General features: G+C 47.4%; 26 protein-coding genes and 2 pseudogenes. 13 read left to right on the plus strand and 15 right to left on the minus strand.

Annotated features, from left to right (window positions below):
* Positions 1 to 73 precede the first annotated feature (73 nt).
* The 8 genes from fliL (at position 74) to rcsA (ending at position 5048) form a co-directional block, all read left to right on the plus strand.
* Entirely contained in the window at positions 74 to 538 is a 465-nt protein-coding gene (gene fliL / locus QUF14_RS11990) for a flagellar basal body-associated protein FliL (protein ID WP_000133109.1), read from the plus strand.
* A gap of 4 nt (positions 539 to 542) precedes the next feature.
* A complete protein-coding gene (gene fliM / locus QUF14_RS11995) occupies positions 543 to 1547 on the plus strand; it encodes a flagellar motor switch protein FliM (RefSeq protein WP_024212254.1) in 1005 nt (334 codons plus the stop codon).
* Complete coding sequence (gene fliN, locus QUF14_RS12000; protein ID WP_001281692.1) at positions 1544 to 1957, plus strand: flagellar motor switch protein FliN; 414 nt, start codon at positions 1544 to 1546, stop codon at positions 1955 to 1957. The genes fliM and fliN overlap by 4 nt, the downstream gene beginning before the upstream one ends.
* 2 nt (positions 1958 to 1959) lie before the next feature.
* Positions 1960 to 2325 carry a flagellar biosynthetic protein FliO gene (gene fliO, locus QUF14_RS12005; RefSeq protein WP_001059108.1) on the plus strand — a complete coding sequence of 122 codons (366 nt, stop codon included), beginning with the start codon at positions 1960 to 1962 and terminating at the stop codon, positions 2323 to 2325.
* On the plus strand, positions 2325 to 3062 hold the full coding sequence (gene fliP / locus QUF14_RS12010; protein ID WP_001253450.1) for a flagellar type III secretion system pore protein FliP: 738 nt from the start codon (positions 2325 to 2327) through the stop codon (positions 3060 to 3062). Before fliO ends, fliP begins: the two co-directional genes overlap by 1 nt.
* A gap of 9 nt (positions 3063 to 3071) precedes the next feature.
* Entirely contained in the window at positions 3072 to 3341 is a 270-nt protein-coding gene (gene fliQ / locus QUF14_RS12015) for a flagellar biosynthesis protein FliQ (protein ID WP_000187360.1), read from the plus strand.
* An 8-nt stretch (positions 3342 to 3349) separates the two neighbouring features.
* Positions 3350 to 4135 (plus strand): flagellar biosynthetic protein FliR, encoded by a 786-nt coding sequence (gene fliR / locus QUF14_RS12020; protein WP_000942317.1) that lies wholly within the window; start codon positions 3350 to 3352, stop codon positions 4133 to 4135.
* A 289-nt stretch (positions 4136 to 4424) separates the two neighbouring features.
* On the plus strand, positions 4425 to 5048 hold the full coding sequence (rcsA, locus tag QUF14_RS12025) for a transcriptional regulator RcsA (protein WP_000104001.1): 624 nt from the start codon (positions 4425 to 4427) through the stop codon (positions 5046 to 5048).
* Positions 5049 to 5091: 43 nt separating this feature from the next.
* Here rcsA and dsrB read toward each other — a convergent pair whose 3' ends face one another.
* Positions 5092 to 5280: a protein DsrB gene (gene dsrB / locus QUF14_RS12030; RefSeq protein WP_000867217.1), complete on the minus strand. Its 189-nt coding sequence runs from the start codon at positions 5278 to 5280 to the stop codon at positions 5092 to 5094.
* Between the two features lie 162 nt (positions 5281 to 5442).
* Between dsrB and yodD the strand changes: the two genes are divergently transcribed.
* A complete protein-coding gene (gene yodD, locus QUF14_RS12035; protein ID WP_001353131.1) occupies positions 5443 to 5670 on the plus strand; it encodes a peroxide/acid resistance protein YodD in 228 nt (75 codons plus the stop codon).
* Positions 5671 to 5967: 297 nt separating this feature from the next.
* A complete protein-coding gene (locus QUF14_RS12040; protein WP_000949116.1) occupies positions 5968 to 6783 on the plus strand; it encodes a mannosyl-3-phosphoglycerate phosphatase-related protein in 816 nt (271 codons plus the stop codon).
* On the opposite strand, the gene dgcQ is transcribed toward QUF14_RS12040, so the two are convergent.
* The 3 genes from dgcQ to QUF14_RS12055 form a co-directional block, all read right to left on the minus strand.
* Positions 6780 to 8474: a cellulose biosynthesis regulator diguanylate cyclase DgcQ gene (dgcQ, locus tag QUF14_RS12045; protein ID WP_001354739.1), complete on the minus strand. Its 1695-nt coding sequence runs from the start codon at positions 8472 to 8474 to the stop codon at positions 6780 to 6782. The two genes, QUF14_RS12040 and dgcQ, sit on opposite strands and share 4 nt — an antisense overlap.
* A gap of 170 nt (positions 8475 to 8644) precedes the next feature.
* On the minus strand, positions 8645 to 8827 hold the full coding sequence (locus QUF14_RS12050; RefSeq protein WP_000009244.1) for a YodC family protein: 183 nt from the start codon (positions 8825 to 8827) through the stop codon (positions 8645 to 8647).
* A 128-nt stretch (positions 8828 to 8955) separates the two neighbouring features.
* Complete coding sequence (locus tag QUF14_RS12055; RefSeq protein WP_000922683.1) at positions 8956 to 9873, minus strand: DUF808 domain-containing protein; 918 nt, start codon at positions 9871 to 9873, stop codon at positions 8956 to 8958.
* Between the two features lie 172 nt (positions 9874 to 10045).
* Here QUF14_RS12055 and yedA point away from each other — a divergent pair, with 172 nt between their 5' ends.
* Complete coding sequence (gene yedA / locus QUF14_RS12060) at positions 10046 to 10966, plus strand: drug/metabolite exporter YedA (protein WP_001212218.1); 921 nt, start codon at positions 10046 to 10048, stop codon at positions 10964 to 10966.
* On the opposite strand, the gene vsr is transcribed toward yedA, so the two are convergent.
* The 4 genes from vsr to drpB all read right to left on the minus strand — a co-directional run bounded on the left by vsr (position 10955) and on the right by drpB (position 13907).
* Positions 10955 to 11425: a VSPR family DNA mismatch endonuclease gene (gene vsr, locus QUF14_RS12065; protein WP_000785992.1), complete on the minus strand. Its 471-nt coding sequence runs from the start codon at positions 11423 to 11425 to the stop codon at positions 10955 to 10957. The two genes, yedA and vsr, sit on opposite strands and share 12 nt — an antisense overlap.
* On the minus strand, positions 11406 to 12824 hold the full coding sequence (gene dcm / locus QUF14_RS12070; protein WP_100734030.1) for a DNA-cytosine methyltransferase: 1419 nt from the start codon (positions 12822 to 12824) through the stop codon (positions 11406 to 11408). The genes vsr and dcm overlap by 20 nt, the downstream gene beginning before the upstream one ends.
* 66 nt (positions 12825 to 12890) lie before the next feature.
* Complete coding sequence (locus QUF14_RS12075; RefSeq protein ID WP_000365549.1) at positions 12891 to 13586, minus strand: phosphohydrolase; 696 nt, start codon at positions 13584 to 13586, stop codon at positions 12891 to 12893.
* Between the two features lie 39 nt (positions 13587 to 13625).
* Positions 13626 to 13907, minus strand: a complete 282-nt coding sequence (drpB, locus tag QUF14_RS12080) for a cell division protein DrpB (protein WP_243040254.1) — start codon at positions 13905 to 13907, stop codon at positions 13626 to 13628.
* 649 nt (positions 13908 to 14556) lie between these two features.
* Between drpB and QUF14_RS12085 the strand changes: the two genes are divergently transcribed.
* Positions 14557 to 15630 carry a porin gene (locus tag QUF14_RS12085; RefSeq protein ID WP_000824366.1) on the plus strand — a complete coding sequence of 358 codons (1074 nt, stop codon included), beginning with the start codon at positions 14557 to 14559 and terminating at the stop codon, positions 15628 to 15630.
* A 54-nt stretch (positions 15631 to 15684) separates the two neighbouring features.
* Here the strand turns inward: QUF14_RS12085 and QUF14_RS12090 are convergent.
* From QUF14_RS12090 to QUF14_RS12110, 5 genes and pseudogenes are all read right to left on the minus strand, one after another.
* Positions 15685 to 16528: pseudogene (locus tag QUF14_RS12090) on the minus strand (IS5 family transposase).
* Positions 16529 to 16563: 35 nt separating this feature from the next.
* Entirely contained in the window at positions 16564 to 16890 is a 327-nt protein-coding gene (locus tag QUF14_RS29030) for a hypothetical protein (protein WP_000633687.1), read from the minus strand.
* 158 nt (positions 16891 to 17048) lie between these two features.
* The gene (locus tag QUF14_RS12100) at positions 17049 to 18425 is read right to left on the minus strand and encodes a hypothetical protein (protein ID WP_000255419.1); all 1377 of its coding nucleotides are present in this window, start codon (positions 18423 to 18425) and stop codon (positions 17049 to 17051) included.
* 286 nt (positions 18426 to 18711) lie between these two features.
* The gene (locus QUF14_RS12105) at positions 18712 to 19014 is read right to left on the minus strand and encodes a hypothetical protein (RefSeq protein ID WP_000528690.1); all 303 of its coding nucleotides are present in this window, start codon (positions 19012 to 19014) and stop codon (positions 18712 to 18714) included.
* A 77-nt stretch (positions 19015 to 19091) separates the two neighbouring features.
* Positions 19092 to 19524 (minus strand): annotated as a pseudogene (locus QUF14_RS12110) (transposase); the annotation flags it as partial.
* Positions 19525 to 20091: 567 nt separating this feature from the next.
* Between QUF14_RS12110 and hchA the strand changes: the two are divergent.
* On the plus strand, positions 20092 to 20943 hold the full coding sequence (gene hchA / locus QUF14_RS12115) for a glyoxalase III HchA (RefSeq protein WP_000218042.1): 852 nt from the start codon (positions 20092 to 20094) through the stop codon (positions 20941 to 20943).
* A 107-nt stretch (positions 20944 to 21050) separates the two neighbouring features.
* Here hchA and hprS read toward each other — a convergent pair whose 3' ends face one another.
* Together hprS and hprR are read right to left on the minus strand one after the other, a co-directional pair.
* Entirely contained in the window at positions 21051 to 22409 is a 1359-nt protein-coding gene (gene hprS / locus QUF14_RS12120) for a two-component system sensor histidine kinase HprS (protein ID WP_000826806.1), read from the minus strand.
* Positions 22409 to 23080, minus strand: coding sequence for a response regulator transcription factor HprR (gene hprR, locus QUF14_RS12125; protein ID WP_001339045.1), 672 nt, complete (start codon positions 23078 to 23080; stop codon positions 22409 to 22411). Before hprR ends, hprS begins: the two co-directional genes overlap by 1 nt.
* Between the last annotated feature and the right edge of the window lie 29 nt (positions 23081 to 23109).

The following is a 23109-nucleotide window of genomic DNA, read 5'->3' on the forward strand; positions in this document are numbered from 1 at the left end:
TCCCCGCTTTGTTGCGTTCAAGACGCAGGATAATTAGCCGATAAGCAGTAGCGACACAGGAAGACCGCAACACATGACTGATTACGCGATAAGCAAGAAAAGCAAGCGATCGCTTTGGATCCCGATTCTGGTATTCATTACCCTCGCGGCCTGTGCCAGCGCAGGTTACAGCTACTGGCATTCGCATCAGGTTGCCGCTGACGACAAAGCGCAGCAGCGCGTCGTGCCCTCCCCGGTCTTCTATGCGCTGGATACCTTTACGGTCAATTTGGGTGATGCGGATCGCGTACTTTATATCGGCATAACTCTGCGGCTAAAAGATGAAGCTACCCGCTCGCGGCTAAGTGAGTATTTGCCGGAAGTCCGTAGCCGTTTGCTGTTACTGTTTTCGCGTCAGGATGCTGCCGTACTGGCGACAGAAGAAGGCAAGAAAAGCCTGATTGCTGAGATTAAAGCCACACTTTCCACCCCGCTTGTTGCCGGGCAACCGAAACAGGATGTCACCGACGTGCTGTATACCGCTTTTATTCTGCGATAACGACATGGGCGATAGTATTCTTTCTCAAGCTGAAATTGATGCGCTGTTGAATGGTGACAGCGAAGTCAAAGACGAACCGACGGCCAGTGTTAACAGCGATAGTGACATTCGTCCGTACGATCCGAATACCCAACGACGGGTTGTACGCGAACGTTTGCAGGCGCTGGAAATCATTAATGAGCGTTTTGCCCGCCATTTCCGTATGGGGCTGTTCAACCTATTGCGCCGTAGCCCGGACATTACCGTCGGGGCCATCCGCATTCAGCCGTACCATGAATTTGCCCGCAACCTGCCGGTGCCGACCAACCTGAACCTAATCCACCTGAAACCGCTACGCGGCACAGGGCTGGTGGTGTTCTCGCCGAGTCTGGTGTTTATCGCCGTGGATAACCTGTTTGGCGGCGATGGACGCTTCCCAACCAAAGTGGAAGGTCGCGAGTTTACCCATACTGAACAGCGCGTCATCAACCGTATGTTGAAGCTGGCGCTGGAAGGCTATAGCGACGCCTGGAAAGCAATTAATCCGCTGGATGTAGAGTACGTGCGTTCAGAAATGCAGGTGAAATTTACCAATATCACCACCTCGCCGAACGACATCGTGGTTAACACACCGTTCCATGTGGAGATTGGCAACCTGACCGGCGAATTTAATATCTGTCTGCCATTCAGCATGATCGAGCCGCTACGGGAATTGTTGGTTAACCCGCCGCTGGAAAACTCACGAAATGAAGATCAGAACTGGCGCGATAACCTGGTGCGTCAGGTGCAGCACTCACAGCTGGAGCTGGTCGCTAACTTTGCCGATATATCGCTGCGTCTGTCGCAGATTTTAAAACTGAAACCCGGCGACGTCCTGCCGATAGAAAAACCCGATCGCATCATCGCCCATGTTGACGGCGTTCCGGTGCTGACCAGCCAGTACGGCACTCTCAACGGCCAGTATGCGTTACGGATTGAACATTTGATTAACCCGATTTTGAATTCTCTGAACGAGGAACAGCCCAAATGAGTGACTTGAATAATCCGGCCGATGATAACAACGGCGCAATGGACGATCTGTGGGCTGAAGCGTTGAGCGAACAAAAATCAACCAGCAGTAAAAGCGCTGCAGACGCGGTATTCCAGCAATTTGGCGGCGGTGATGTCAGCGGAACGTTGCAGGATATCGACCTGATTATGGATATTCCGGTTAAACTGACCGTCGAACTGGGCCGCACGCGGATGACCATCAAAGAGCTGTTGCGCCTGACACAAGGGTCAGTCGTAGCGCTGGACGGCCTGGCAGGCGAACCACTGGATATTCTGATCAACGGTTATTTAATCGCCCAGGGCGAAGTGGTGGTCGTTGCCGATAAATATGGCGTGCGGATCACCGATATCATTACTCCGTCTGAGCGAATGCGCCGCCTGAGCCGTTAGCGATGAATAACCACGCTACTGTGCAACCGTCCGCGCCGGTTTCTGCTGCACCGCTGCTGCAGGTGAGCGGCGCACTGATCGCCATTATTGCCCTGATCCTCGCTGCTGCCTGGCTGGTAAAACGGCTGGGATTTGCCCCCAAACGAACTGGCGTTAACGGTCTGAAAATTAGCGCCAGTGCTTCGCTGGGCGCGCGTGAAAGGGTCGTGGTGGTCGATGTGGAAGATGCACGCCTAGTGCTCGGCGTTACCGCAGGGCAAATCAATCTGCTGCATAAACTTCCCCCTTCTGCGCCAACGGAAGAGATACCGCAGACCGATTTTCAGTCGGTCATGAAAAACTTGCTTAAGCGTAGCAGGAGATCCTGATGCGTCGTTTGTTGTCTGTCGCACCTGTTCTTCTCTGGCTGGTTACCCCTCTCGCCTTCGCACAACTGCCGGGTATCACCAGTCAGCCGCTGCCTGGCGGTGGACAAAGTTGGTCCCTCCCGGTGCAGACGCTGGTGTTCATCACCTCGTTGACGTTTATTCCAGCGATTTTACTGATGATGACCAGTTTCACCCGTATCATCATTGTTTTTGGATTATTGCGAAACGCGCTGGGCACGCCCTCCGCACCACCCAACCAGGTATTGCTGGGGCTGGCACTGTTTTTGACCTTTTTTATAATGTCGCCGGTGATCGACAAAATTTATGTCGATGCATACCAGCCGTTCAGCGAAGAGAAAATCTCAATGCAGGAGGCGCTGGAAAAAGGGGCGCAGCCGCTGCGTGAGTTTATGCTGCGTCAGACCCGCGAGGCAGATTTAGGGTTGTTTGCCAGACTGGCGAATACCGGCCCGTTGCAGGGACCTGAAGCCGTGCCAATGCGCATTTTGCTCCCGGCCTACGTGACCAGCGAGCTGAAAACCGCATTTCAGATAGGCTTCACGATTTTCATTCCTTTTTTGATTATCGACCTGGTGATTGCCAGCGTGCTGATGGCATTGGGGATGATGATGGTCCCCCCTGCCACCATTGCTCTGCCCTTTAAACTGATGCTGTTTGTACTGGTGGATGGCTGGCAATTGCTGGTCGGTTCGCTGGCGCAGAGCTTTTACAGCTAGAGAGGCAAAATGACACCTGAATCGGTCATGATGATGGGGACTGAAGCGATGAAAGTTGCGCTGGCGCTGGCTGCCCCGCTGTTGCTGGTGGCGTTGGTCACGGGCCTGATCATCAGTATTTTGCAGGCCGCCACGCAGATTAATGAAATGACGCTGTCGTTTATTCCGAAAATCATCGCCGTATTTATCGCCATTATTATTGCCGGACCGTGGATGCTCAATCTGATGCTGGATTACGTCCGTACCTTGTTCACTAACCTGCCGTATATCATCGGGTAGCCCGTATAATGTTGCAGGTGACAAGCGATCAATGGCTTTCCTGGCTAAGTCTGTACTTCTGGCCGTTACTGCGCGTGCTGGCGCTCATTTCTACCGCGCCAATTCTGAGCGAACGTAGCGTGCCGAAACGGGTCAAACTGGGTCTCGCAATGATGATCACGTTCGCCATTGCCCCATCCTTACCTGCCAACGATGTTCCTGTTTTTTCGTTCTTTGCTCTGTGGCTGGCCGTGCAGCAGATCCTGATCGGCATTGCGCTTGGTTTTACCATGCAGTTTGCTTTTGCCGCTGTGCGAACCGCTGGCGAAATTATCGGTCTGCAAATGGGACTGTCATTTGCGACGTTTGTCGATCCGGGCAGCCATCTCAATATGCCCGTTTTAGCGCGCATCATGGATATGCTGGCGTTACTGCTGTTCCTGACATTTAACGGTCATTTATGGCTGATTTCACTGCTGGTGGATACCTTTCACACCCTGCCTATTGGTGGCGAGCCGCTAAATAGCAATGCGTTTCTGGCACTCACCAAAGCAGGGAGTTTGATTTTCCTCAATGGACTGATGCTGGCGTTACCGCTCATTACTCTGCTGCTGACACTGAATCTGGCATTAGGTTTACTGAATCGTATGGCCCCGCAATTATCCATTTTTGTTATTGGATTTCCATTAACTCTGACTGTCGGTATCTCATTAATGGCGGCATTAATGCCGTTAATTGCTCCTTTTTGCGAACATTTATTCAGTGAAATTTTTAATTTGCTGGCAGATATTATCAGCGAATTACCTGTAATATGATTCCCTAATGTTTATCTTGTTATCCTAAGGATTATCTGAAAAATAATACCCACGAACATCTTCCAGGATACTCCTGTGGCGAAATATTTGTTTTAACCTCACTCACATATCGCAACATTTACTTTACTTTAAGACAATTCCAGGCAAATTATACAACACTTTACGGGATAGTAAGTCCGCCTGAAAAATCGCGAGAGTGGCGCATTAGGTGACCCATGTTGTTCCGTTTAGTCATGATGAAATATTCAGGTAAGGGGAATTATCGTTACGCATTGAGTGAGGGTATGCCATGTCAACGATTATTATGGATTTATGTAGTTACACCCGACTAGGTTTAACCGGGTATCTGTTGAGCAGAGGGGTTAAAAAAAGAGAAATCAACGACATTGAAACCGTTGATGACCTTGCCATAGCTTGTGATTCACAGCGCCCTTCAGTGGTGTTTATTAATGAGGACTGTTTCATCCACGATGCTTCTAACAGTCAGCGTATCAAGCTCATCATTAATCAACATCCCAATACGTTATTTATCGTTTTTATGGCAATTGCCAATGTTCATTTTGATGAATATCTATTGGTCAGAAAAAATTTATTGATCAGTTCTAAATCGATTAAACCGGAATCTCTCGACGATATCCTTGGCGATATTCTGAAAAAAGAGACAACGATAACCTCGTTTTTAAATATGCCGACGTTATCATTGAGCCGAACCGAATCGAGTATGTTGCGAATGTGGATGGCAGGTCAGGGAACCATTCAAATCTCCGACCAAATGAATATCAAAGCCAAGACCGTTTCATCGCATAAAGGTAATATTAAACGTAAGATCAAAACGCATAATAAACAGGTTATCTACCATGTCGTCCGACTGACGGATAATGTGACTAATGGTATTTTTGTCAACATGCGCTAACACATTCTGACTGGTGGTTTCCCACCAGTCAGGCTGAATTAGATTACTCTGCTTTCTCCACAAAGATACCGTCCTGATGCCCTGCTTCATTAAAGAACCAGATGCCGAGCGGGTAGTCTTCCAGCGAAACCAGGTACATTGTGCCTTCACTAAACTCCTCAACTGCCAGTACCACGCCAGGACGACGCGGACCGCCATCCGTTTTGACTGTTACCCGATCATTCACCTTCATCATTTTCCTCCTGTGGCTTTGTGCCAGTGTAGAACAATTTCGTTTTTCTGGCAGCGCCAGGCGCGCGCGAGTGCTGATTTTCTCGACGGTCTATACTTAAGAGATGCCAGGCGGACTTAACGACTGGCGGCAACAACAGAGTAACGGTTGCGAGGAAAGATGATGAAAACCGCAAAAGAGTACAGCGATACCGCAAAACGTGAGGTCAGTGTCGATGTCGATGCCCTGCTGGCGGCGATCAATGAAATTAGCGAAAGCGAAGTTCATCGCAGCCAGCACGATCCTGAACACGTTAGTGTCGATGGACGTGAATATCATACATGGCGTGAATTGGCGGATGCCTTCGAACTGGACATTCATGACTTCAGCGTCTCTGAAGTGAATCGTTGAATGCACAATAAAAAAATCCCGACCCTGAGGGGGTCGGGATTAAACTTGCTTAAGCAAGAAGCACTTAAAAAATTCGTTACACCAGGAAATCTGATGTGTTCATCACCTTATCCGCAATTTTTTTCGCTGACAAGAAAATATTCGTGATATGAATGATTAACGCTACTTATGAATAGAAATGTGACGCGCGTCACCCCTTGGTGGCTCTGGCGTCAACGGGATCGCTCCCGAAAAAATCATCTTTGATAATTTGTGCTGTTTTGAGAATCATCCTGGTAAGGGGAGTACTGCGCAACCATGCTTTCAATTCAACAACCACTACTGGTTTTTAGCGATCTTGATGGCACCCTGCTGGACAGTCATAGTTATGACTGGCAACCAGCTGCCCCCTGGCTCAGCCGTTTACGCGAAGCGAATGTTCCCGTCATTCTCTGTAGCAGTAAGACATCAGCGGAAATGCTGTACTTGCAAAAAACGTTGGGGCTACAAGGTTTACCGCTGATTGCCGAAAATGGCGCAGTGATCCAGCTAGCTGAGCAATGGCAGGATATAGACGGTTTTCCGCGCATCATCTCAGGTATTACCCATGGCGAAATCAGCCAGGTATTAAATACGCTGCGTGAGAAAGAGCATTTTAAATTCACAACTTTTGATGATGTCGACGATGAAACCATCGCCGAATGGACGGGATTAAGCCGTAGCCAGGCGGCACTGACGCAGTTACATGAGGCATCTGTAACGCTTATCTGGCGCGACAGTGACGAGCGGATGGCGCAATTTACCACCCGTCTGAACGAGCTGGGCTTGCAGTTTATGCAGGGTGCGCGCTTCTGGCACGTACTGGATGCCTCTGCCGGAAAAGATCAGGCTGCCAACTGGATTATCGCGACTTATCAACAATTGTCAGGCAAACGCCCAACCACACTTGGCCTGGGCGATGGGCCAAACGATGCGCCCTTACTGAAGGTAATGGATTACGCGGTGATTGTGAAAGGGCTAAATCGTCAAGGGGTGCATCTGCATCATGAGGATCCGGCCCGCGTCTGGCGAACGCAGCGAGAAGGACCGGAAGGCTGGCGTGAAGGCCTGGACCATTTTCTCTCTGCCCGTTAAGCGTTGTCGCTCGCGAACACCCGATTGCGCCCTGCCTGTTTAGCGAGATAAAGCCGACGGTCAGCCAGTGACTGGAGTTGTTCAAAATCATAATCACCTGTTTCCTCGCTGCTGCTTACCCCTAGCGAGGCACTAATGCGTATCGTCGTACTCTTGGCGATCAACATCTCTTTTTCATTTAACTTCAGGCGAATACGTTCTGCAACTTCCGCGGCCTGCGCCAGATTCGCCCCTGGCAGAATCACACAAAATTCCTCGCCACCGACCCGCCCGGCAACATCCAGAGCACGCAAGGAACTGCTAATTAACCCGGCAGCATGAGAAAGCACACGGTCGCCCGCCTGATGACCAAAGCGGTCATTAATCGCTTTAAAATGGTCAAGGTCGACCTGAATGACAGAAAAAGGATGTTGGTGTGTCTGACACAATTTAGCGAGCTGACGGGCTTTTTCGAACAGGGCGCCACGGTTATATAAATGGGTTAAGGTGTCGTGCCACGCCTGCCACTGCAACGAGCTTTGCAGAACATACATGTTGCTGACCATCCGGCGAATCACATACCAGGAGATGAGTAACATGGAGGTAAAGAGCGCCCACAGCAGGGTTAATGCAATGCTGATGCTGCCGAAATCGCCGCGCACCCCTTCGCTTAGCGTATGGACGCGCACCAGCACACCGTCAAAGTGATCCAGCCGTTCCCAGCTAACATAGCGACTGTTCATACGAATGCCGCCCCGCGTGTCATGTTCCATTGCCTGCGCCAGTAAGGCGAGTTCACGAGGATCAAAAATATTCCCTGTTGAATGGTCAGGATTCGAAGAGGTCAATAATCTCAGCTTACTGTCATAGAGCTGATACTCACCGTCGAGGTTTTTATCGATGGCGTTTTGTAGAAATTGTTGCATGGTACGTACAGGAATATTCATCCCCAGCACGCCATACCAGTAGTTATTACTGTCTACCGGAACACTGACGGTAACCTGAGGTTCAGTATTGCTGGCGTGTTCTGACTGCGAGGTGAACCAACGTACCGCGCGTTGACGATTTTCTCGTTGAGAATGACCGATAAACCAGGGTTGGGTGACATAGCCGTAATAACGCGTTGGTACATTGCGCGTAAACAAGGTCGGCTGCGTCGAAACGTAAAATCCGGCACGCGAGACATACATAGCTTGTTCGACCATCGACGAGGAATTGTGCGCCAGTCGTAGCAAGTAACCAACCTCCAACGCAGCAGTAACTTCATTGTCGAGGCTTTCATTTTCGCGAGACAGGAGATTTCCCTCGCTGACTAATGCATCCGAAACGCCATTGACTGGCAGGGTGCGTCGTCGGTTGAGTTCGATTTGCCAGGCGTGATCGTCGCGACGCTGTTCGAACTCCGTTACGGCATTACGCAAAGAGGTAAAATCCAGTGGCGCTACGAGAGCTTCGCGCATGCCATTACGCAAAAAGATCAGTTTGTCGACGTTATACTGCAGATGCTTATCGAGCGCGTTAGCTACGTTTTCCAGATGATTACGCTGGCTGGAGATATAGGCATCTTCCAGAACCACCACTTCACGCCAGGTGAGCAAGGTGGAAAAAAGCAGCACTACGATAAAGCAGAGATTAACGACATGACCAGGCCCCAGGCGGCGCGCAAGTTTTTTCAACCAGCTCTGGTTTTCCATTTTTGTCTCGTGCTGCACCCTGACGACTCCCAACCTGCTTTTTTATGATTCTGGCATAACCTGGCGATAGCGTACCGCAAAACAGTCATAATTTTATAATGGTGACATAACAAGACGCGACAATCATTCATTGCAGGCATTGGCACATCAGGCCGGATGTGATCCGGCCTGATGTTAATGATACTCTTTCAAACTTCTTCCGCAGGACGACTCCCCTCCCCCGGAACAAGCTCGGTTTCATGAAAAGCTTCCCGCTTGACCCCATAACCGTCATACCAACGACACTCAACCATACCGCTGGAATAGCCGGTGACAATCATCCGCGGGCCGCCCTCTTTAACCGTTACTTCCTCACTAATCATAAAGCTCATACTCGCCTCCTTTTTTCGAGTGAAACTTCCTCACTAATCATAAAGCTCATACTCGCCTCCTTTTTTCGAGTGAAACTTGTTCACCTTAGTTGAAGATGGCGAATTTTGCATAATAGCCAGTGCGAGTATTAATGTGCCTGACCGCGCATTTTCGCTACCGCTTTCACTCCAAGTACCACAATGCCGCCGATGATAAAACCAAGTATCAGATTTAAAACAGTCGGTAATATCATCGCCACCACTGCACTTTGCTGCCCGGCGAAATGTTCAATGGCGTGATGCAGCGGCGCAATACCATGAACCACAATCCCGCCACCGACGAGGAACATCGCCAACGTGCCGACAATCGATAACGCTTTCATCAGCCAGGGCGCGATAATCAATAACCCTTTACCCAATGCCTGCATCAGCGCGCTGGATTTTTCCGCCAGCCAATACCCCAGGTCATCAATCTTAACAATAACCCCTACCAGCCCGTAGACGCCCACGGTCACTACCAGTGCGATGCCTGAAAGCACCAGCACCTGATTAAGCAACGGCGCTTCTGCCACAATCCCCAGCGTGATGGCGACGATTTCCGCAGACAAAATAAAATCAGTACGAATCGCCCCTTTTATTTTGTCCTTTTCAAACTTCAGCGGATCCTGCGCCGCCAGCTTCTCCAGACGCTGCTGACTCTGCGCCGGATCTTCTTTGTGTTTACGCGCCTCCAGCATATGCAGCACTTTCTCTACCCCTTCAAAGCAGAGAAACGCGCCGCCAATCATCAACAAAGGCGTAATCGCCCACGGGATAAATGCACTGATGATCAGCGCCAGCGGCACCAGAATCACTTTATTGATCAGCGATCCTTTCGCCACTCCCCAGACCACGGGAAGTTCCCGGTTGGCACGCACACCTGAAACTTGTTGTGCATTGAGCGATAAATCATCCCCTAGTACACCGGCGGTTTTCTTCGCCGCCAGTTTGCCCATCACGGAGATATCGTCCAGCAGTGTGGCGATATCATCGAGCAACGTCAGTAAACTACTCCCGGCCAAAAGCATTCCCTCTCATTTTTATTGTTGAAGGGAGTAAGTATGAAGCAAAAACGGCAGCTCTGATACTTGCTTCATAGGTCAACATTTTTTTAACAATCAAGTGCAATTATATCTCTCGCCAGCAGAATGATTTTCACGTTTACTATGAACCACCTTTTTATTTTCACCGTGAGGGATTATGCGTTTCCGCCAGTTGTTACCGCTTTTTGGCGCGCTGTTTGCGTTGTATATCATTTGGGGCTCAACCTATTTTGTCATTCGGATTGGCGTGGAAAGCTGGCCTCCGTTAATGATGGCGGGCGTTCGATTCCTGGCAGCCGGTATTTTATTGCTGGCATTTTTGCTACTGCGCGGACACAAACTCCCCCCGCTACGTCCGCTGCTCAATGCCGCGCTGATTGGCCTGTTATTGCTGGCTGTCGGTAATGGCATGGTAACGGTTGCCGAACATCAAAATGTTCCTTCCGGCATCGCCGCCGTAGTGGTTGCAACCGTGCCCCTCTTTACCCTGTGCTTCAGCCGCCTGTTTGGCATTAAAACGCGCAAACTGGAATGGGTGGGTATCGCCATTGGGCTTGCCGGAATCATCATGCTCAATAGCGGTGGAAATTTAAGCGGCAATCCGTGGGGTGCGATTCTGATTTTAATCGGCTCGATTAGCTGGGCGTTTGGCTCGGTTTACGGTTCGCGCATTACCTTGCCAGTAGGAATGATGGCGGGTGCGATTGAGATGCTGGCGGCAGGCGTGGTGTTAATGATCGCGTCGATGATTGCGGGTGAAAAACTGACGGCGATCCCTTCCCTTTCAGGCTTCCTTGCGGTCGGCTATCTGGCGCTGTTTGGTTCGATTATCGCCATTAACGCTTATATGTATTTAATCCGCAACGTCAGTCCGGCTCTCGCCACCAGCTACGCCTACGTTAACCCAGTGGTCGCGGTCTTGCTGGGTACGGGACTTGGCGGAGAGACGCTGTCTAAGATTGAATGGCTGGCGCTCGGCGTGATTGTCTTCGCGGTGGTACTGGTCACGTTGGGAAAATATCTCTTCCCAGCAAAACCCGTAGTTGCGCCAGTTATTCAGGACGCATCAAGCGAGTAAATGAATCCCCTGCGTGTCGATCTGCGCGCTGGCACCTTCGCCGCAGATCCACTCTTCCAGACGCTCGCTAAGCGCTTCATCCGTCAGCTTCTCGCGCCCACGTAACGCACACTCCCAGACAATCAGTACGCGCCAGCCAAGCTCCTGCAAGCGACTGATATCGCGGCGATCGCGCTCAACATTTTTACCTATCTTCTCCAGCCAGAACTCGGTTCGAGTCGCGGGCACTTTAAACAGATAGCAGTGATGATGGTGCCAGAAGCAACCGTGGGTAAATATCACGCAGCGATATTCATCAAGAACAAAATCCGGGCGTCCGGGCAAACTGGCGTCCTGAACGCGAAACGCCAGTCCCTGCCCGGTTAACAAACTGGCGAGGCGCTTCTCAATCGCCGTATCGCGCGTGGCAATTGCGCGCATATTTTTGCTGCGTGTAGCCTTATCGTGAACGTCGGCCATGTTTTGCTTCCTGCTGACGCAACGCCACTGCCTGTTTGATTTTTGGCTCAAGCAGTTTTGCCACCGCGGCAAAGACCGGCACGACCACCGAGTTACCGAACTGGCGATAGGCCTGAGTGTCCGAAACCGGAATGCGAAATTTCGCTTCTCCTGGTGCTTCAAAGCCCATTAAGCGCGCACATTCACGAGGCGTTAACCGACGTGGACGGTGTTGCTGGTTCTGCGGATCGTCAAAGTCTTTCTCACCCGTGGCTATATCCCAGCCGCGATCAATTAAAATTTCCGCGCCATCTTTGTAATAACGAGCAGAAAGCGTACGCGTGACGCTTTCCGGATTGTTCGGATAAACCATTCCATAACCGAAGCCGTTACCGCGCGCCTGATGTTTTTTCGCATAACGATAGAGGTACTTCCACAGCACCGGCGTCAGGATATATTTCGCCTCAACCATCGGGTCCAGCAACTGCGCCAGTGTCACTCGCTGTGCAGGGAAACATTCGCTGATCTCACGCAGGGTAAAATCGGCTTTCAGATTCAGGTCGCGACGAAAACCCACCAGCACGATGCGTTCACGGTGCTGCGGAAGGAAATGTTTACCGTCAATGATTTTCGGATCGTCCGGGCCATTATCTTCTGCATCTGCCACGTCATAGCCCAGTTCATCCAACGTCTGCATGATGATACGGAACGTTTTCCCCTGGTCGTGGCTTTTCAGGTTTTTGACGTTTTCGAGCACAAAAATCGCCGGGCGACGCGCGTCGATAATACGCACCACATCGAAGAACAGCGTGCCCTGGGTATCACAGGCAAAACCGTGCGCTCGTCCGAGTGAGTTCTTTTTCGATACGCCAGCCAGAGAAAACGGCTGACAAGGAAAACCGGCCAGTAAAACATCGTGCTCAGGAATATGTTGACGGATATGTTCCGCCGCCGTGTCATCACCTACCCCCTCTTTGTGGCTGAGAGTGATGTCGCGAATATCTTCATTAAAGTGATGCGCCGCCGGGTCGCAATAATAATTGGCTTTATAAGTGCGTACCGCATGTTTGTTCCATTCGCTGGTAAACACGCACTGCCCACCAATCGATTCAAAACCACGACGAATACCACCAATCCCGGCAAATAGATCGATAAAGCGAAACGCATAATGCGGATGATGTGCCGGTGGAATGGGTAACAACGTTTGCAGATGGGCGAACTCTTTCTCACTTAAACGGTGCCATGCTGAGTCATTCGCCAGCGCACGTTTTAAAATTGCCGCGCTCCAGTGATTCTCACCCACACCATTAAGCTGCGCCACCAGCGTTTTGACATCATAAATTTGCAGCAGTTGCTCCAGCATTGCCTGTGCGGCATTCCCGGTGCTGTATGAATCGGTTACTGATATATTTTCCTGCATAGATTTAACCGGCCATCTGAGATGGTCGACAGGTTAACATAATTACCATCATTTAGGGCCACGCGCTCAGCCAACCGGTGAAAACGTATCAATCACCTTGTGATCGATACCTTCATTCTCCCCCGCCAGCTCGGCACTGAGCTTCGCCATAAACTCGACTAAAAATTGCGCGTTGTACTGCGCCAGTTGTTTGCCTTTTATGGTTTGCATGGTGTGCGGTAGCTTCAGCAACTTAGTCTGAAAATGATCCAGCGCGTAACGTTTATCATCAAGTGGGCGATGCTGCGCGAACGGATCTTCGCCATCAAACAATGCCACGCCCAACGCCCCCGAAACGGCAAACACACGCGCCAGGCCAATCGCCCCCAGAGCTTCCAGCCGATCCGCATCCTGAACGATTTTAGCTTCCGCCGTTAAAGGGGCGATTTGCGCGCTAAAACTGTGTGCGGCAATGGCATGGCAAACAGCCTCGATTTTTTCTGCTGGAAATTGCGCGAATTCTTCACGCAGCAGGCGACGCGTCTCTTCTGCTGCCAGTATTGAAGAACGCTGCCGTTGCGGATGATTTTTCGCCAGGCTCACGATATCGTGAAAATAACAGGCGGTTAAAATCACCAGCATATCAACGTCGTCATCTGCCGCCAGTTTCTGTGCCGTAGCCCAGACGCGGCGAAAATGACACAGGTCATGTGCCGCGTCCTGATGTTGATGATGGTTTTTCAACCAGTTTTCGAACTGTGCCTGCCAGTGTTGTAAATCCATACGCGCTCCGTTGCCAAAGAGTCGCAACCTTAGCAGTTTTTATTCATAGCGTCTGCTACGTGCGGGACGAGGTCGGGTGTACCAGGCAATGCCGCCTAGCAAGGCACCAACCAGGGCCATAAACAGAAATCCGACCAATGCTCCTAACCACTTCCCCGCAGTAGATCCTAAATCACTTTCAAATCCCGACACGGGGGCATCGGGGATCCGGCTCATCACCCAGATGTATCGCGCCATTGCCCAGACGAAATAGCCACACCATGTATAGAAAGCCCACAAGGCCAATTTGCCGCCAGGGCTGCGAGAGAGTCTCTCTTCCATCTTTGTCGAACCGTATTCCATTTTGAGATAACCCGGAAAATTCAAACTTAGTACTATTATGTGATAAAAGTCACATTTTTCCACATTGGATGAGTCAGTCAAGACTCAATCATTTTTTGAGCAAATAGATAGTTTTTGCGCAACGGCAATAATTACCGGAAAAACAGCAATAAAGATTTATTTTTATCTTGGATAATGGTTTTATTAATTCACCCAAACAATACATTAGCACTGAATACAATTATACCTTTTTAGATTTTTGTGTCATGATAACCCCGTTATTAGCCTTTTATCGTCTTGTTTATATTTTTTGGGCCGGCATGATGCCGGCTTTTTTTATGCCTTCATTAATGTGCGCGCGATCACATAGGCCGTCTGGCGCAAAAATCATTGACACTCCCTATCTTTCCAATCAACTCATAACATATTGATATATATTCATAATTTTCATGAATGTATATATCTAGAATTCATAATTCTGAATTATATTAAATAGATTGGAAACATTTTGAAATCTTTTAAATACATTTGTTACATGTAATCCTTAAAATAAAATGAACTTCATAGAATAGTATCCAAATGTGCTTTTTTTTGGATAACGGCACTTATTGATATATTCATGAAGATTATAATCACAAGGGAATACATAATGAAAAGAAAAGTTCTGGCAATGCTGGTCCCGGCGTTATTAGTTGCTGGCGCAGCAAATGCGGCTGAAATTTATAATAAAGATGGCAATAAAGTTGATTTTTACGGCAAGATGGTTGGCGAACGCATCTGGTCAAACACTGATGATAATAACAGCGAAAACGAAGATACCTCGTATGCTCGTTTCGGTGTTAAAGGTGAGACTCAAATCACCAGCGAACTGACTGGTTTCGGTCAGTTTGAATACAACCTCGACGCTAGCAAGCCTGAAGGCTCTAATCAGGAAAAAACTCGTTTAACCTTCGCGGGTTTGAAATATAACGAGTTAGGATCTTTCGACTATGGTCGTAACTACGGTGTTGCGTATGATGCAGCAGCTTATACCGATATGTTAGTTGAATGGGGTGGCGATTCCTGGGCTTCCGCTGACAACTTCATGAACGGTCGTACCAACGGTGTTGCAACCTACCGTAACTCTGATTTCTTTGGTCTGGTTGATGGTCTGAATTTTGCTGTTCAATATCAAGGTAAGAATAGCAATCGTAGCGTTACTAAACAAAATGGTGATGGCTATGCGTTGTCTGTAGACTACAACATCGATGGTTTTGGTTTTGTAGGTGCGTATAGCAAGTCTGATCGTACTAATGAACAAGCTGGTGACGGCTACGGTGATAACGCTGAAGTGTGGTCATTAGCCGCGAAGTATGATGCAAATAATATCTATGCAGCAATGATGTACGGTGAAACCCGCAACATGACCGTTTTGGCGAATGATGCATTCGCCAATAAAACCCAAAACTTTGAAGCTGTTGTACAGTATCAGTTCGACTTCGGTTTACGTCCGTCTTTAGGCTACGTATATTCCAAAGGCAAAGATCTTTATGCTCGTGATGGACATAAAGGTGTTGACGCTGACCGCGTTAATTACATCGAAGTTGGTACCTGGTACTACTTCAATAAGAACATGAACGTTTACACAGCATACAAATTCAACATGCTGGATAAAGATGACGCCGCCATTACTGGCGCAGCAGCTGATGACCAATTTGCAGTTGGTATCGTCTACCAGTTCTAATCAGCCAACACGCCTCGGCGTGTTACTGTAAAACATAACACTAGGCTGTGTCCCTTAATTACGCAACCGTTGATAAAAGAGTCGGATGCAGCCCAGTTTCACCATCGCCAGATAATTTCTCGCCGTTTTGTCGTAACGCGTAGCGATGCGGCGGTATTCTTTCAGGCGACCAAAGCACCGTTCAACGACGTTGCGATTGCGATATGCATCGCGATCAAGCCGTGCTCGTCCATCCGATGCCATTTTTTCATTTGATTTTCGGGGGATGACTGCCTTTATGCCTTTATTTTTCAGCTCGTTGCGCAATGTGAGTCCGGAGTACGCTTTGGCGGCCAGCACAACATGACCACGGCGTTTCATGCAACCGTTCTGACGATGAACGCCAATGCCGTCCAGAAGTCGTTGCGCGAACTGGCTTTCATGAGACTGCCCGGGGCTTAGCACGATATTTAACGGGAGGCCGCTTCCGTCTGTTGCCAGATGGATTTTGGTGCCCAAACCGCCTCGAGAGCGACCCAGCCCATTATCTCCGTCGATATCGGAATTTTTTTTGAGCTCCGGCGGCGCATTTTAGTGCCCGGATATTACTGCCATCCAGCGCTGTGGCAGACCAGTCAACAAAGCCGTTCGCATCAAGTAGTGAAAGCAATCTGTTGAAAATGATGTTAATCACGCCTGACTTTGACTACCTGTTAAAGCGGTTATAAACGGTTTTCCATGGCCCAAATCGTTCGGGTAAATCGCGCCATGGTGCGCCGGAACACAATACCCAGAACATGCCGTTGATGATTTTACGATGCTCTGCACATGGGCGCCCGGCCCGTCGTGTGGCAGGTTCAGGGGGCAACAAGGGCTTGATGATGGTCCATGCTTCATCGGGGAGGTCGTAGCGAGCTATGGTTCAATATGTTGTGGAAACAGACCGTTACTATATTAAATAATAGCCTGGCGAATCATGTATATAACCTCATTGTATAAAACTATGCCAGAAATATCTAGCAAATTTATTTCCCCCGGAAATGAGTGGAAATACCTCTGGCTTCTTGTTGAAAATACAGCACCTCCGAAAAATCCTCCTGATATAAAAACAGCAACAGTAATGGTGGCGAGACCTGGAGGATATCTGGCAAGAAAAAATGATTCGCCACCAGGCCCAAAAGCAATATGGTCAGGATTAACACGATTAATGTTGTCAATTAATGACATAGAAATATCCCAGAAAACTTGTGGGTAAGGGTATGTAAGGGCAACGGTGATCATGATTGGATCCTGGCGGATAAAAACGCGCATACCTTAACGATAAGCGCGATGTTGTTCAAGTAGATATGGGGTATGTATTGGCCTAATGATGTTGGGTTTATCGTCAAAACGCTTACCTGAGAGGTAAGCGTTTTGCGCGTATTACTGAAAAAAGCGAATTATTTGTAAGTTGCAATCGTAATATTGCCAGAGAAATTTCTCTTTATATTGCGGATATCATTATCCCTTGACCGATTATCATCTTCAGCGTTGTTAGGGATGATACTTTCGCCTTTAGTGGTATAGATATAATTAGCAATATCAAAGTTGTTATTCTCGCTATTTACGACTGCTCTTAAAACGTAAAGGGTTTGTGTGAATCCGTTTGCTGAGAAATCGGCATGAAAATGGTTATGTCTACCATTCAAAGCAACAAAACTCGGACAATCAATTAATTTATCGCTAACAGCTAGAGCGGCGCTACGCACATCATGTGCAGCGTTATCATTAGCAACATGAAATGCTTGTGAACAAGCATAAAACAAATTTCCAATCCCGGTAGGACTGGATAAACAAGAAATAATTTCTTCTCTTTTTTCTGGCGTTATACGATCCTGCTCTAAAGACTCTCTCACCAGATGACATTCATCAGATTTGAAAATAAATTTTTTGAATATTTCCTCATAAACATCATGAGAAAGAGATCCAGAGCGAGTGAAAGATTCGTTGGCATGAAATTTTTCGCTAAGTAAGTCTCTTATAGTGCTGTTTATTTTTTCACCACAACATAAAACAAATGAACTTCCCTCCAGAACTTGTCTTTCTGCATCTGCAAGGAGTGAGCTAAATTCCGCCTCTCCAAGCGTAAGGTTTTCCATACCTGATTGATGTAAATACTGTTCTGGAATTAAATCTTTTTGTTCCTTTAGAAGCTCGATCATTCGGCATTCGGTTTGCTTATCAGTACAGGAGGACATGTTATAGTTATTTTTAGCAACTTCCAGCTTAAGAGCATTTGCAGCAACTGTTAATTCTGAGAGTTGATGTTTTTCAAATTGATCGTGATCTGATAATAACCTTATAAACTCTTTTACATTTCGACCACTAAAATCCTGTTCCCTACTCTTTTGATCAAAACATGTTTTTTTGTTATTGAGCTCACGATACATATCAGTGACTTTAAATTTATTACTTCCGGTCTGCTCAATTTTTGTATAACTATCCATGCCTGTAACGGCAATCCATGTCTTATAATTCTCATTCTCCGATTCAGGCGTAACATGAAAATAAGGAACCAATTTATCACTAATATCATGCCGATAGATATGAAAAGAATCTAAAATGTATAATAATAAACTGCGAAAAACTTCACGAAAACTGTCATCGTGAGACCTTGCCCTATAATTATCGAGCAGGCCACTTTGTTCCATCGCATTTAACTTAGAAATATTACTCTCGAGGCTTTTTTCGATACTCTCCCTTAGATTCTGATTTTGTAACTGGCTATTATCATTCTCTGTTTTATTTGGATATATATTACTCGTCACACTAACCATAGTAACCTCGCTATTCCTCACGATGAACTATTAATTTATACACAACAATCCGAATTTAACACCATCGCTGAATATCTTAGCCCTAACTGTCAACACCCAAGTTACCAGTGCAGCGACTTAAATTAACGTCCTGGGCTAATAAATTGTGCCTGAGATGATCTCTGGCACAATTACACCTTATATATCTGAACGGAACTATCAAAAATCGCTCATCAGTAATCCCCTGAGCTATTTAGTTGTTTGTTTAATTACCCTTGGCTTCTATGCCGCTGGGTTTAATACCTTGTTACACCCCTGGCACCCACAGGGACGGGCTGTTATACGAAAAACGATCTACTGGGGCATTTTCATATCCATGGCTTGGTGAATCCGGTATTAGTACCAGTCCGTTGTGAGCTGCGTGAATATGCAGCAGTGAATCACTCCCTGTGTCGATATGCAGCGTCGGTACACCCCGGTCGATCTCAAGAATGAGGCCGAAACACGCCGTGCCGGATACATCCACAACTTCACACTGAAGGTTTTGATCTGCTGAAATATTTACCTGATAGGACTGACAGACTTCTTCTGGCTGCTCAACGTTACCCAATTCTCAGTCCTGTAACGTCATGGTCATCGTTCAAGGCTGGTCTGTGAGTATGACATTAGCAGCGCACACACCTGATGGCGGAACTGCTGACGCTTGCTTATCCTTGTACGCCGCTGACACCATGTATACCAGCCGCTGCGGGCCACCCGGAGCACACGGCACATTGCTTTGATGCTGAACTCCGCCTGATGTTTTTCAATAAAGACATACTTCATTTCAGGTGCTTCGCGAAGTATGTCGCGGCCTTTTGGAGGATGGCCAGCTCTTCATCCCGCTCTGCCAGCTGGCGTTTGAGACGTGCAACCCCGGTGGGCATCTCCAGCTCACGTTCATAAGAAGTCTGCTGATGTTGCTGTTTACTGCGCCAGTTGTAGAGCTGTGATTCATACAGGCTGAGTTCACGGGCTGCGGCAGCACACCGATGCGTTCAGCAAGTTTCAGGGCTTCACTGCGAAATTCAGGCGAATGTTGTTTACGTGCTTTTTTGCTGGTTGATACAGATTTTGTCATGTGAGTCACCTCTGACTGAGAGTTTACTCACTTAGCCGAGTGTCCACTATTACTGGGTAAGATCATTTCATCTCCATCTACGGCACACGCAATTGCCAAACATATCGATACAGCACCTTACCCTGCCCCTCCAGGCACAATAACATCTACCAGCGACTCTTCCAGCCACCCCAAATGCATTTCTTTATGAATTAATCCGCAACAAAACCGCCTCCCATATAAAAATATTTGCAAAAATAGTGCATAAAAAAAGCCTTTTCTATAGCAGTCCGGGATATAAATATTCAACAGAATAACAATATTCCATAGCACTAAATCTCTCATCGTCGTCCCAGACCTCTAATAATGGTCTAAAATCATTGAAGTCACTTGTGACCACATGACTCAAAAAGGAAAATTTGGCGTGAGAAACATTCAACATCAGTGCAGCATCATCATTACATATTTTCCCTCGTCGCCTACCGCTTTCGATATATTGACTCAATTTTCCAGCCTGGTTAAAAATAGCGACCAGCTCAGTCGCAAATATAGTGACTAACCTAACTAAGCAACAACAAGGAATACACTATGACTGTTCAAAAAAGTAAAGATCCGCAGGTCGATACTGCTGAAGATAATGCATTCTTCCCTTCAGAATATTCGCTTAGCCAATATACCAGTCCTGTCTCTGATCTTGATGGCGTGGACTATCCAAAACCGTATCGCGGTAAACACAAAATTCTGGTGATCGCCGCGGACGAACGTTATTTGCCGACCGACAATGGCAAATTGTTCTCAACCGGTAATCATCCGATTGAAACGTTGCTGCCGTTGTATCATCTCCATGCGGCAGGTTTCGAATTCGAAGTGGCGACCATTTCCGGCCTGATGACCAAGTTTGAATACTGGGCTATGCCACACAAAGATGAAAAGGTAATGCCGTTCTTTGAGCAGCATAAATCGTTGTTCCGCAATCCGAAGAAACTCGCGGATATTGTCGCCAGCCTCAATGCTGACAGCGAATATGCAGCAATCTTTGTTCCTGGTGGTCATGGCGCACTTATTGGTTTACCTGAAAGCCAGGACGTGGCTAACGCTTTGCAGTGGGCAATCAAAAATAACCGTTTTGTTATCTCCCTTTGCCACGGCCCGGCGGCATTTCTGGCGCTTCGCCACGGCGATAACCCACTGAACGGTTATTCCATTTGCGCATTCCCAGACGCCGCAGACAAACAAACGCCAGATATTGGCTATATGCCGGGTCATCTCACCTGGTACTTCGGCGAAGAGCTGAAGAAAATGGGCATGAACATCATTAATGACGACATCACCGGGCGAGTACATAAGGACCGTAAAGTTCTCACCGGCGACAGTCCTTTCGCAGCGAATGCGTTGGGTAAACTGGCAGCACAGGAAATGCTGGCAGCTTACGTGGGTTAATCCCTGTTACATTGTAATGTAAGCGCATAATCAATCGCAGCCACGTGAGTACTCACGGCGTGGCTGCGTTTTTTCACGGTTAACCTGTGGCGTACTGAAGCCATAGGTTAATTTCTTTGCGGTAACGTAATACGGAACACATTATGTTGATTTAAATAGTGATACGTAGCACTTCCCCCATGCAATTCGGCAATTGCTTTGACTAAAGAAAGGCCAAGCCCCTGACCTGCAGAATGACGCGAATTATCTCCCCGCCAAAATCTACGGAAGAGTTTTTCCGGCTCATTAATTTTCGATCCAGGGCTGGCGATATCAATATTAAGAGAGCCGTTGGCATCAAGAAAACTGGTTATATGAATGCACGATTTTTCTGGTGAATATCGAATGGCGTTAACAATAAGATTCGATAACATTCGTTGAAGTAAAATTTCATCCGCAAAGATTTGCTGATTGCACTCGACCTGAAAACGAATCTCTTTCTCTTCTGAAAGGTATTCCAGATAGTCTAACAAATTCCCAATTTCCTTGTTAAGAGAGAGCGAATCCAGTTTCACCAAAACATTGCTTTTATCTGCTCTGGCAAGAAACAGTATATTCTCTGTTAACCGCGAAATATTTTCCAGCTCTTCAATGTTTCCGGCAATTGTTTTTTGATACTCAGCGATACTTCGGGTTTGACTGAGCGTCACCTGATTCTGACCCAGTAATGCATTAATTGGCGTTCTAAGTTCATGAGCGAGATCGTCAGCAAATTGGCTAAGGCGCTCAAAATCTTTTACTAAAGCATGGTGCATTTTATTCAACGCCTGACCAAGAGGTTTTAATTCACTCGGTAGTGCGATAACCTCAACAGGCTCTCGGGTGTCGTTATAATTTAATGCTTCCGTTACCCCACTCAACTTTTTGATCTCTCGTAATCCCGTTCTGATTAACAGCGGACTTAATACTGAGCACAGTATAATGGCGACGATGCAAATTATAATGCTATTAATTTTATACTGTTCAAGCATGTTATGTCTGGCTGAAGCCAATTTAGCCACAGTAACCGTTAATGATGGCGAAATTTCATCAATGTTAATTCGTAAAGCATCTATCTCTGTGTCATTAATAATGCTTCTGTAAATGCCAGCTGCACTGATTGCCTCAGTCGTAGGTATGTTATTTAACATATCATCACTGACATTCGTCCGGTTAACAATTTTATTGATGCCATCACCATGAATGATCAAGATATCCTGACTAACATCCATCATCCGGTTAAAGTACACAGGTAACGTATCTGGATTTACCCCATCAATTAACAACTGCTTGATCTGCGCTGTCCGGTTAATGAGTGTTGTATCATCGCGCCATTTCAACTCACTTGCCAGGCCATTATAGAGAGTCCAGACAATTCCAGCGCCAGTGACAGACAGTAGCAATATAAAAAGCAAGGTTAAACGGACGGTTATAGATAATCTTTTCATTATTTTTTTACCGCTACAAATGAATACCCCATTCCCCGGATTGTAGCGATTAGCTTTTCAGGAAAAGGATCATCAACTTTTGCGCGGAGCCTGCGAATAGCGACATCCACCGTATTAGTATCACTATCGAAATTGATTCCCCAAATTTCACTCGCAATAACCGTTCTGGGTATAATTTCGCCAGCTCTGGAGGCCAGTAGCCAAAGTAACTGAAACTCCTTGCGCGTCAGTGTAATACTGATATTGTCCCTGCTCACACTTTGGCTGACAGAGTCCATTCTTAATCCGCTGATTTCTAATGTTGAATTCAGCGCATGATGTTGCCTTAATTGTGCCCGAACCCTCGCCAGCAACTCAGAAAATGAAAAAGGTTTTACCAGATAATCATTTGCCCCACTGTCCAGCCCTCTGACTCTGTCATCGACAGAATCCCTTGCTGTAAGGCAAATAACGGGGGTTTGCTTTGCCGTTCGTAACGTTTGTAAGATCTGCCAGCCATCCATACCCGGAAGCATAATATCCAGAATGATCAATGCATAATCATCCTTCAGCGCAAGATAAAGCCCATCTCTGCCATCAGAAACCGCATCAATGACATAACCTGCTTCTGAAAGCCCCTGCGTTACCCATTCCTGGGTCCTTTGATTATCTTCAATAAGTAGAATCTTCATGAAAATAATATGCCATAAATCATATGTTA

The sequence above is a fragment of the Escherichia sp. HH091_1A genome (genome assembly GCF_030295175.1).
GTDB classification, from domain to species: Bacteria; Pseudomonadota; Gammaproteobacteria; order Enterobacterales; family Enterobacteriaceae; genus Escherichia; species Escherichia coli_F.

Excerpts from the sequence above, each read along its gene's own strand:
- fliL (WP_000133109.1), top strand. The coding sequence starts at position 74 with ATGACTGATTACGCGATAAGCAAGAAAAGCAAGCGATCGCTTTGGATC.
- fliM (WP_024212254.1), top strand. The coding sequence starts at position 543 with ATGGGCGATAGTATTCTTTCTCAAGCTGAAATTGATGCGCTGTTGAAT.
- fliN (WP_001281692.1), top strand. The coding sequence starts at position 1,544 with ATGAGTGACTTGAATAATCCGGCCGATGATAACAACGGCGCAATGGAC.
- fliO (WP_001059108.1), top strand. The coding sequence starts at position 1,960 with ATGAATAACCACGCTACTGTGCAACCGTCCGCGCCGGTTTCTGCTGCA.
- fliP (WP_001253450.1), top strand. The coding sequence starts at position 2,325 with ATGCGTCGTTTGTTGTCTGTCGCACCTGTTCTTCTCTGGCTGGTTACC.
- fliQ (WP_000187360.1), top strand. The coding sequence starts at position 3,072 with ATGACACCTGAATCGGTCATGATGATGGGGACTGAAGCGATGAAAGTT.
- fliR (WP_000942317.1), top strand. The coding sequence starts at position 3,350 with ATGTTGCAGGTGACAAGCGATCAATGGCTTTCCTGGCTAAGTCTGTAC.
- rcsA (WP_000104001.1), top strand. The coding sequence starts at position 4,425 with ATGTCAACGATTATTATGGATTTATGTAGTTACACCCGACTAGGTTTA.
- dsrB (WP_000867217.1), bottom strand. The coding sequence starts at position 5,280 with ATGAAGGTGAATGATCGGGTAACAGTCAAAACGGATGGCGGTCCGCGT.
- yodD (WP_001353131.1), top strand. The coding sequence starts at position 5,443 with ATGAAAACCGCAAAAGAGTACAGCGATACCGCAAAACGTGAGGTCAGT.
- QUF14_RS12040 (WP_000949116.1), top strand. The coding sequence starts at position 5,968 with ATGCTTTCAATTCAACAACCACTACTGGTTTTTAGCGATCTTGATGGC.
- QUF14_RS12050 (WP_000009244.1), bottom strand. The coding sequence starts at position 8,827 with ATGAGCTTTATGATTAGTGAGGAAGTAACGGTTAAAGAGGGCGGCCCG.
- QUF14_RS12055 (WP_000922683.1), bottom strand. The coding sequence starts at position 9,873 with ATGCTTTTGGCCGGGAGTAGTTTACTGACGTTGCTCGATGATATCGCC.
- yedA (WP_001212218.1), top strand. The coding sequence starts at position 10,046 with ATGCGTTTCCGCCAGTTGTTACCGCTTTTTGGCGCGCTGTTTGCGTTG.
- vsr (WP_000785992.1), bottom strand. The coding sequence starts at position 11,425 with ATGGCCGACGTTCACGATAAGGCTACACGCAGCAAAAATATGCGCGCA.
- dcm (WP_100734030.1), bottom strand. The coding sequence starts at position 12,824 with ATGCAGGAAAATATATCAGTAACCGATTCATACAGCACCGGGAATGCC.
- QUF14_RS12075 (WP_000365549.1), bottom strand. The coding sequence starts at position 13,586 with ATGGATTTACAACACTGGCAGGCACAGTTCGAAAACTGGTTGAAAAAC.
- drpB (WP_243040254.1), bottom strand. The coding sequence starts at position 13,907 with ATGGAAGAGAGACTCTCTCGCAGCCCTGGCGGCAAATTGGCCTTGTGG.
- QUF14_RS12085 (WP_000824366.1), top strand. The coding sequence starts at position 14,557 with ATGAAAAGAAAAGTTCTGGCAATGCTGGTCCCGGCGTTATTAGTTGCT.
- QUF14_RS29030 (WP_000633687.1), bottom strand. The coding sequence starts at position 16,890 with ATGATCACCGTTGCCCTTACATACCCTTACCCACAAGTTTTCTGGGAT.
- QUF14_RS12100 (WP_000255419.1), bottom strand. The coding sequence starts at position 18,425 with ATGGTTAGTGTGACGAGTAATATATATCCAAATAAAACAGAGAATGAT.
- hchA (WP_000218042.1), top strand. The coding sequence starts at position 20,092 with ATGACTGTTCAAAAAAGTAAAGATCCGCAGGTCGATACTGCTGAAGAT.
- hprS (WP_000826806.1), bottom strand. The coding sequence starts at position 22,409 with ATGAAAAGATTATCTATAACCGTCCGTTTAACCTTGCTTTTTATATTG.
- hprR (WP_001339045.1), bottom strand. The coding sequence starts at position 23,080 with ATGAAGATTCTACTTATTGAAGATAATCAAAGGACCCAGGAATGGGTA.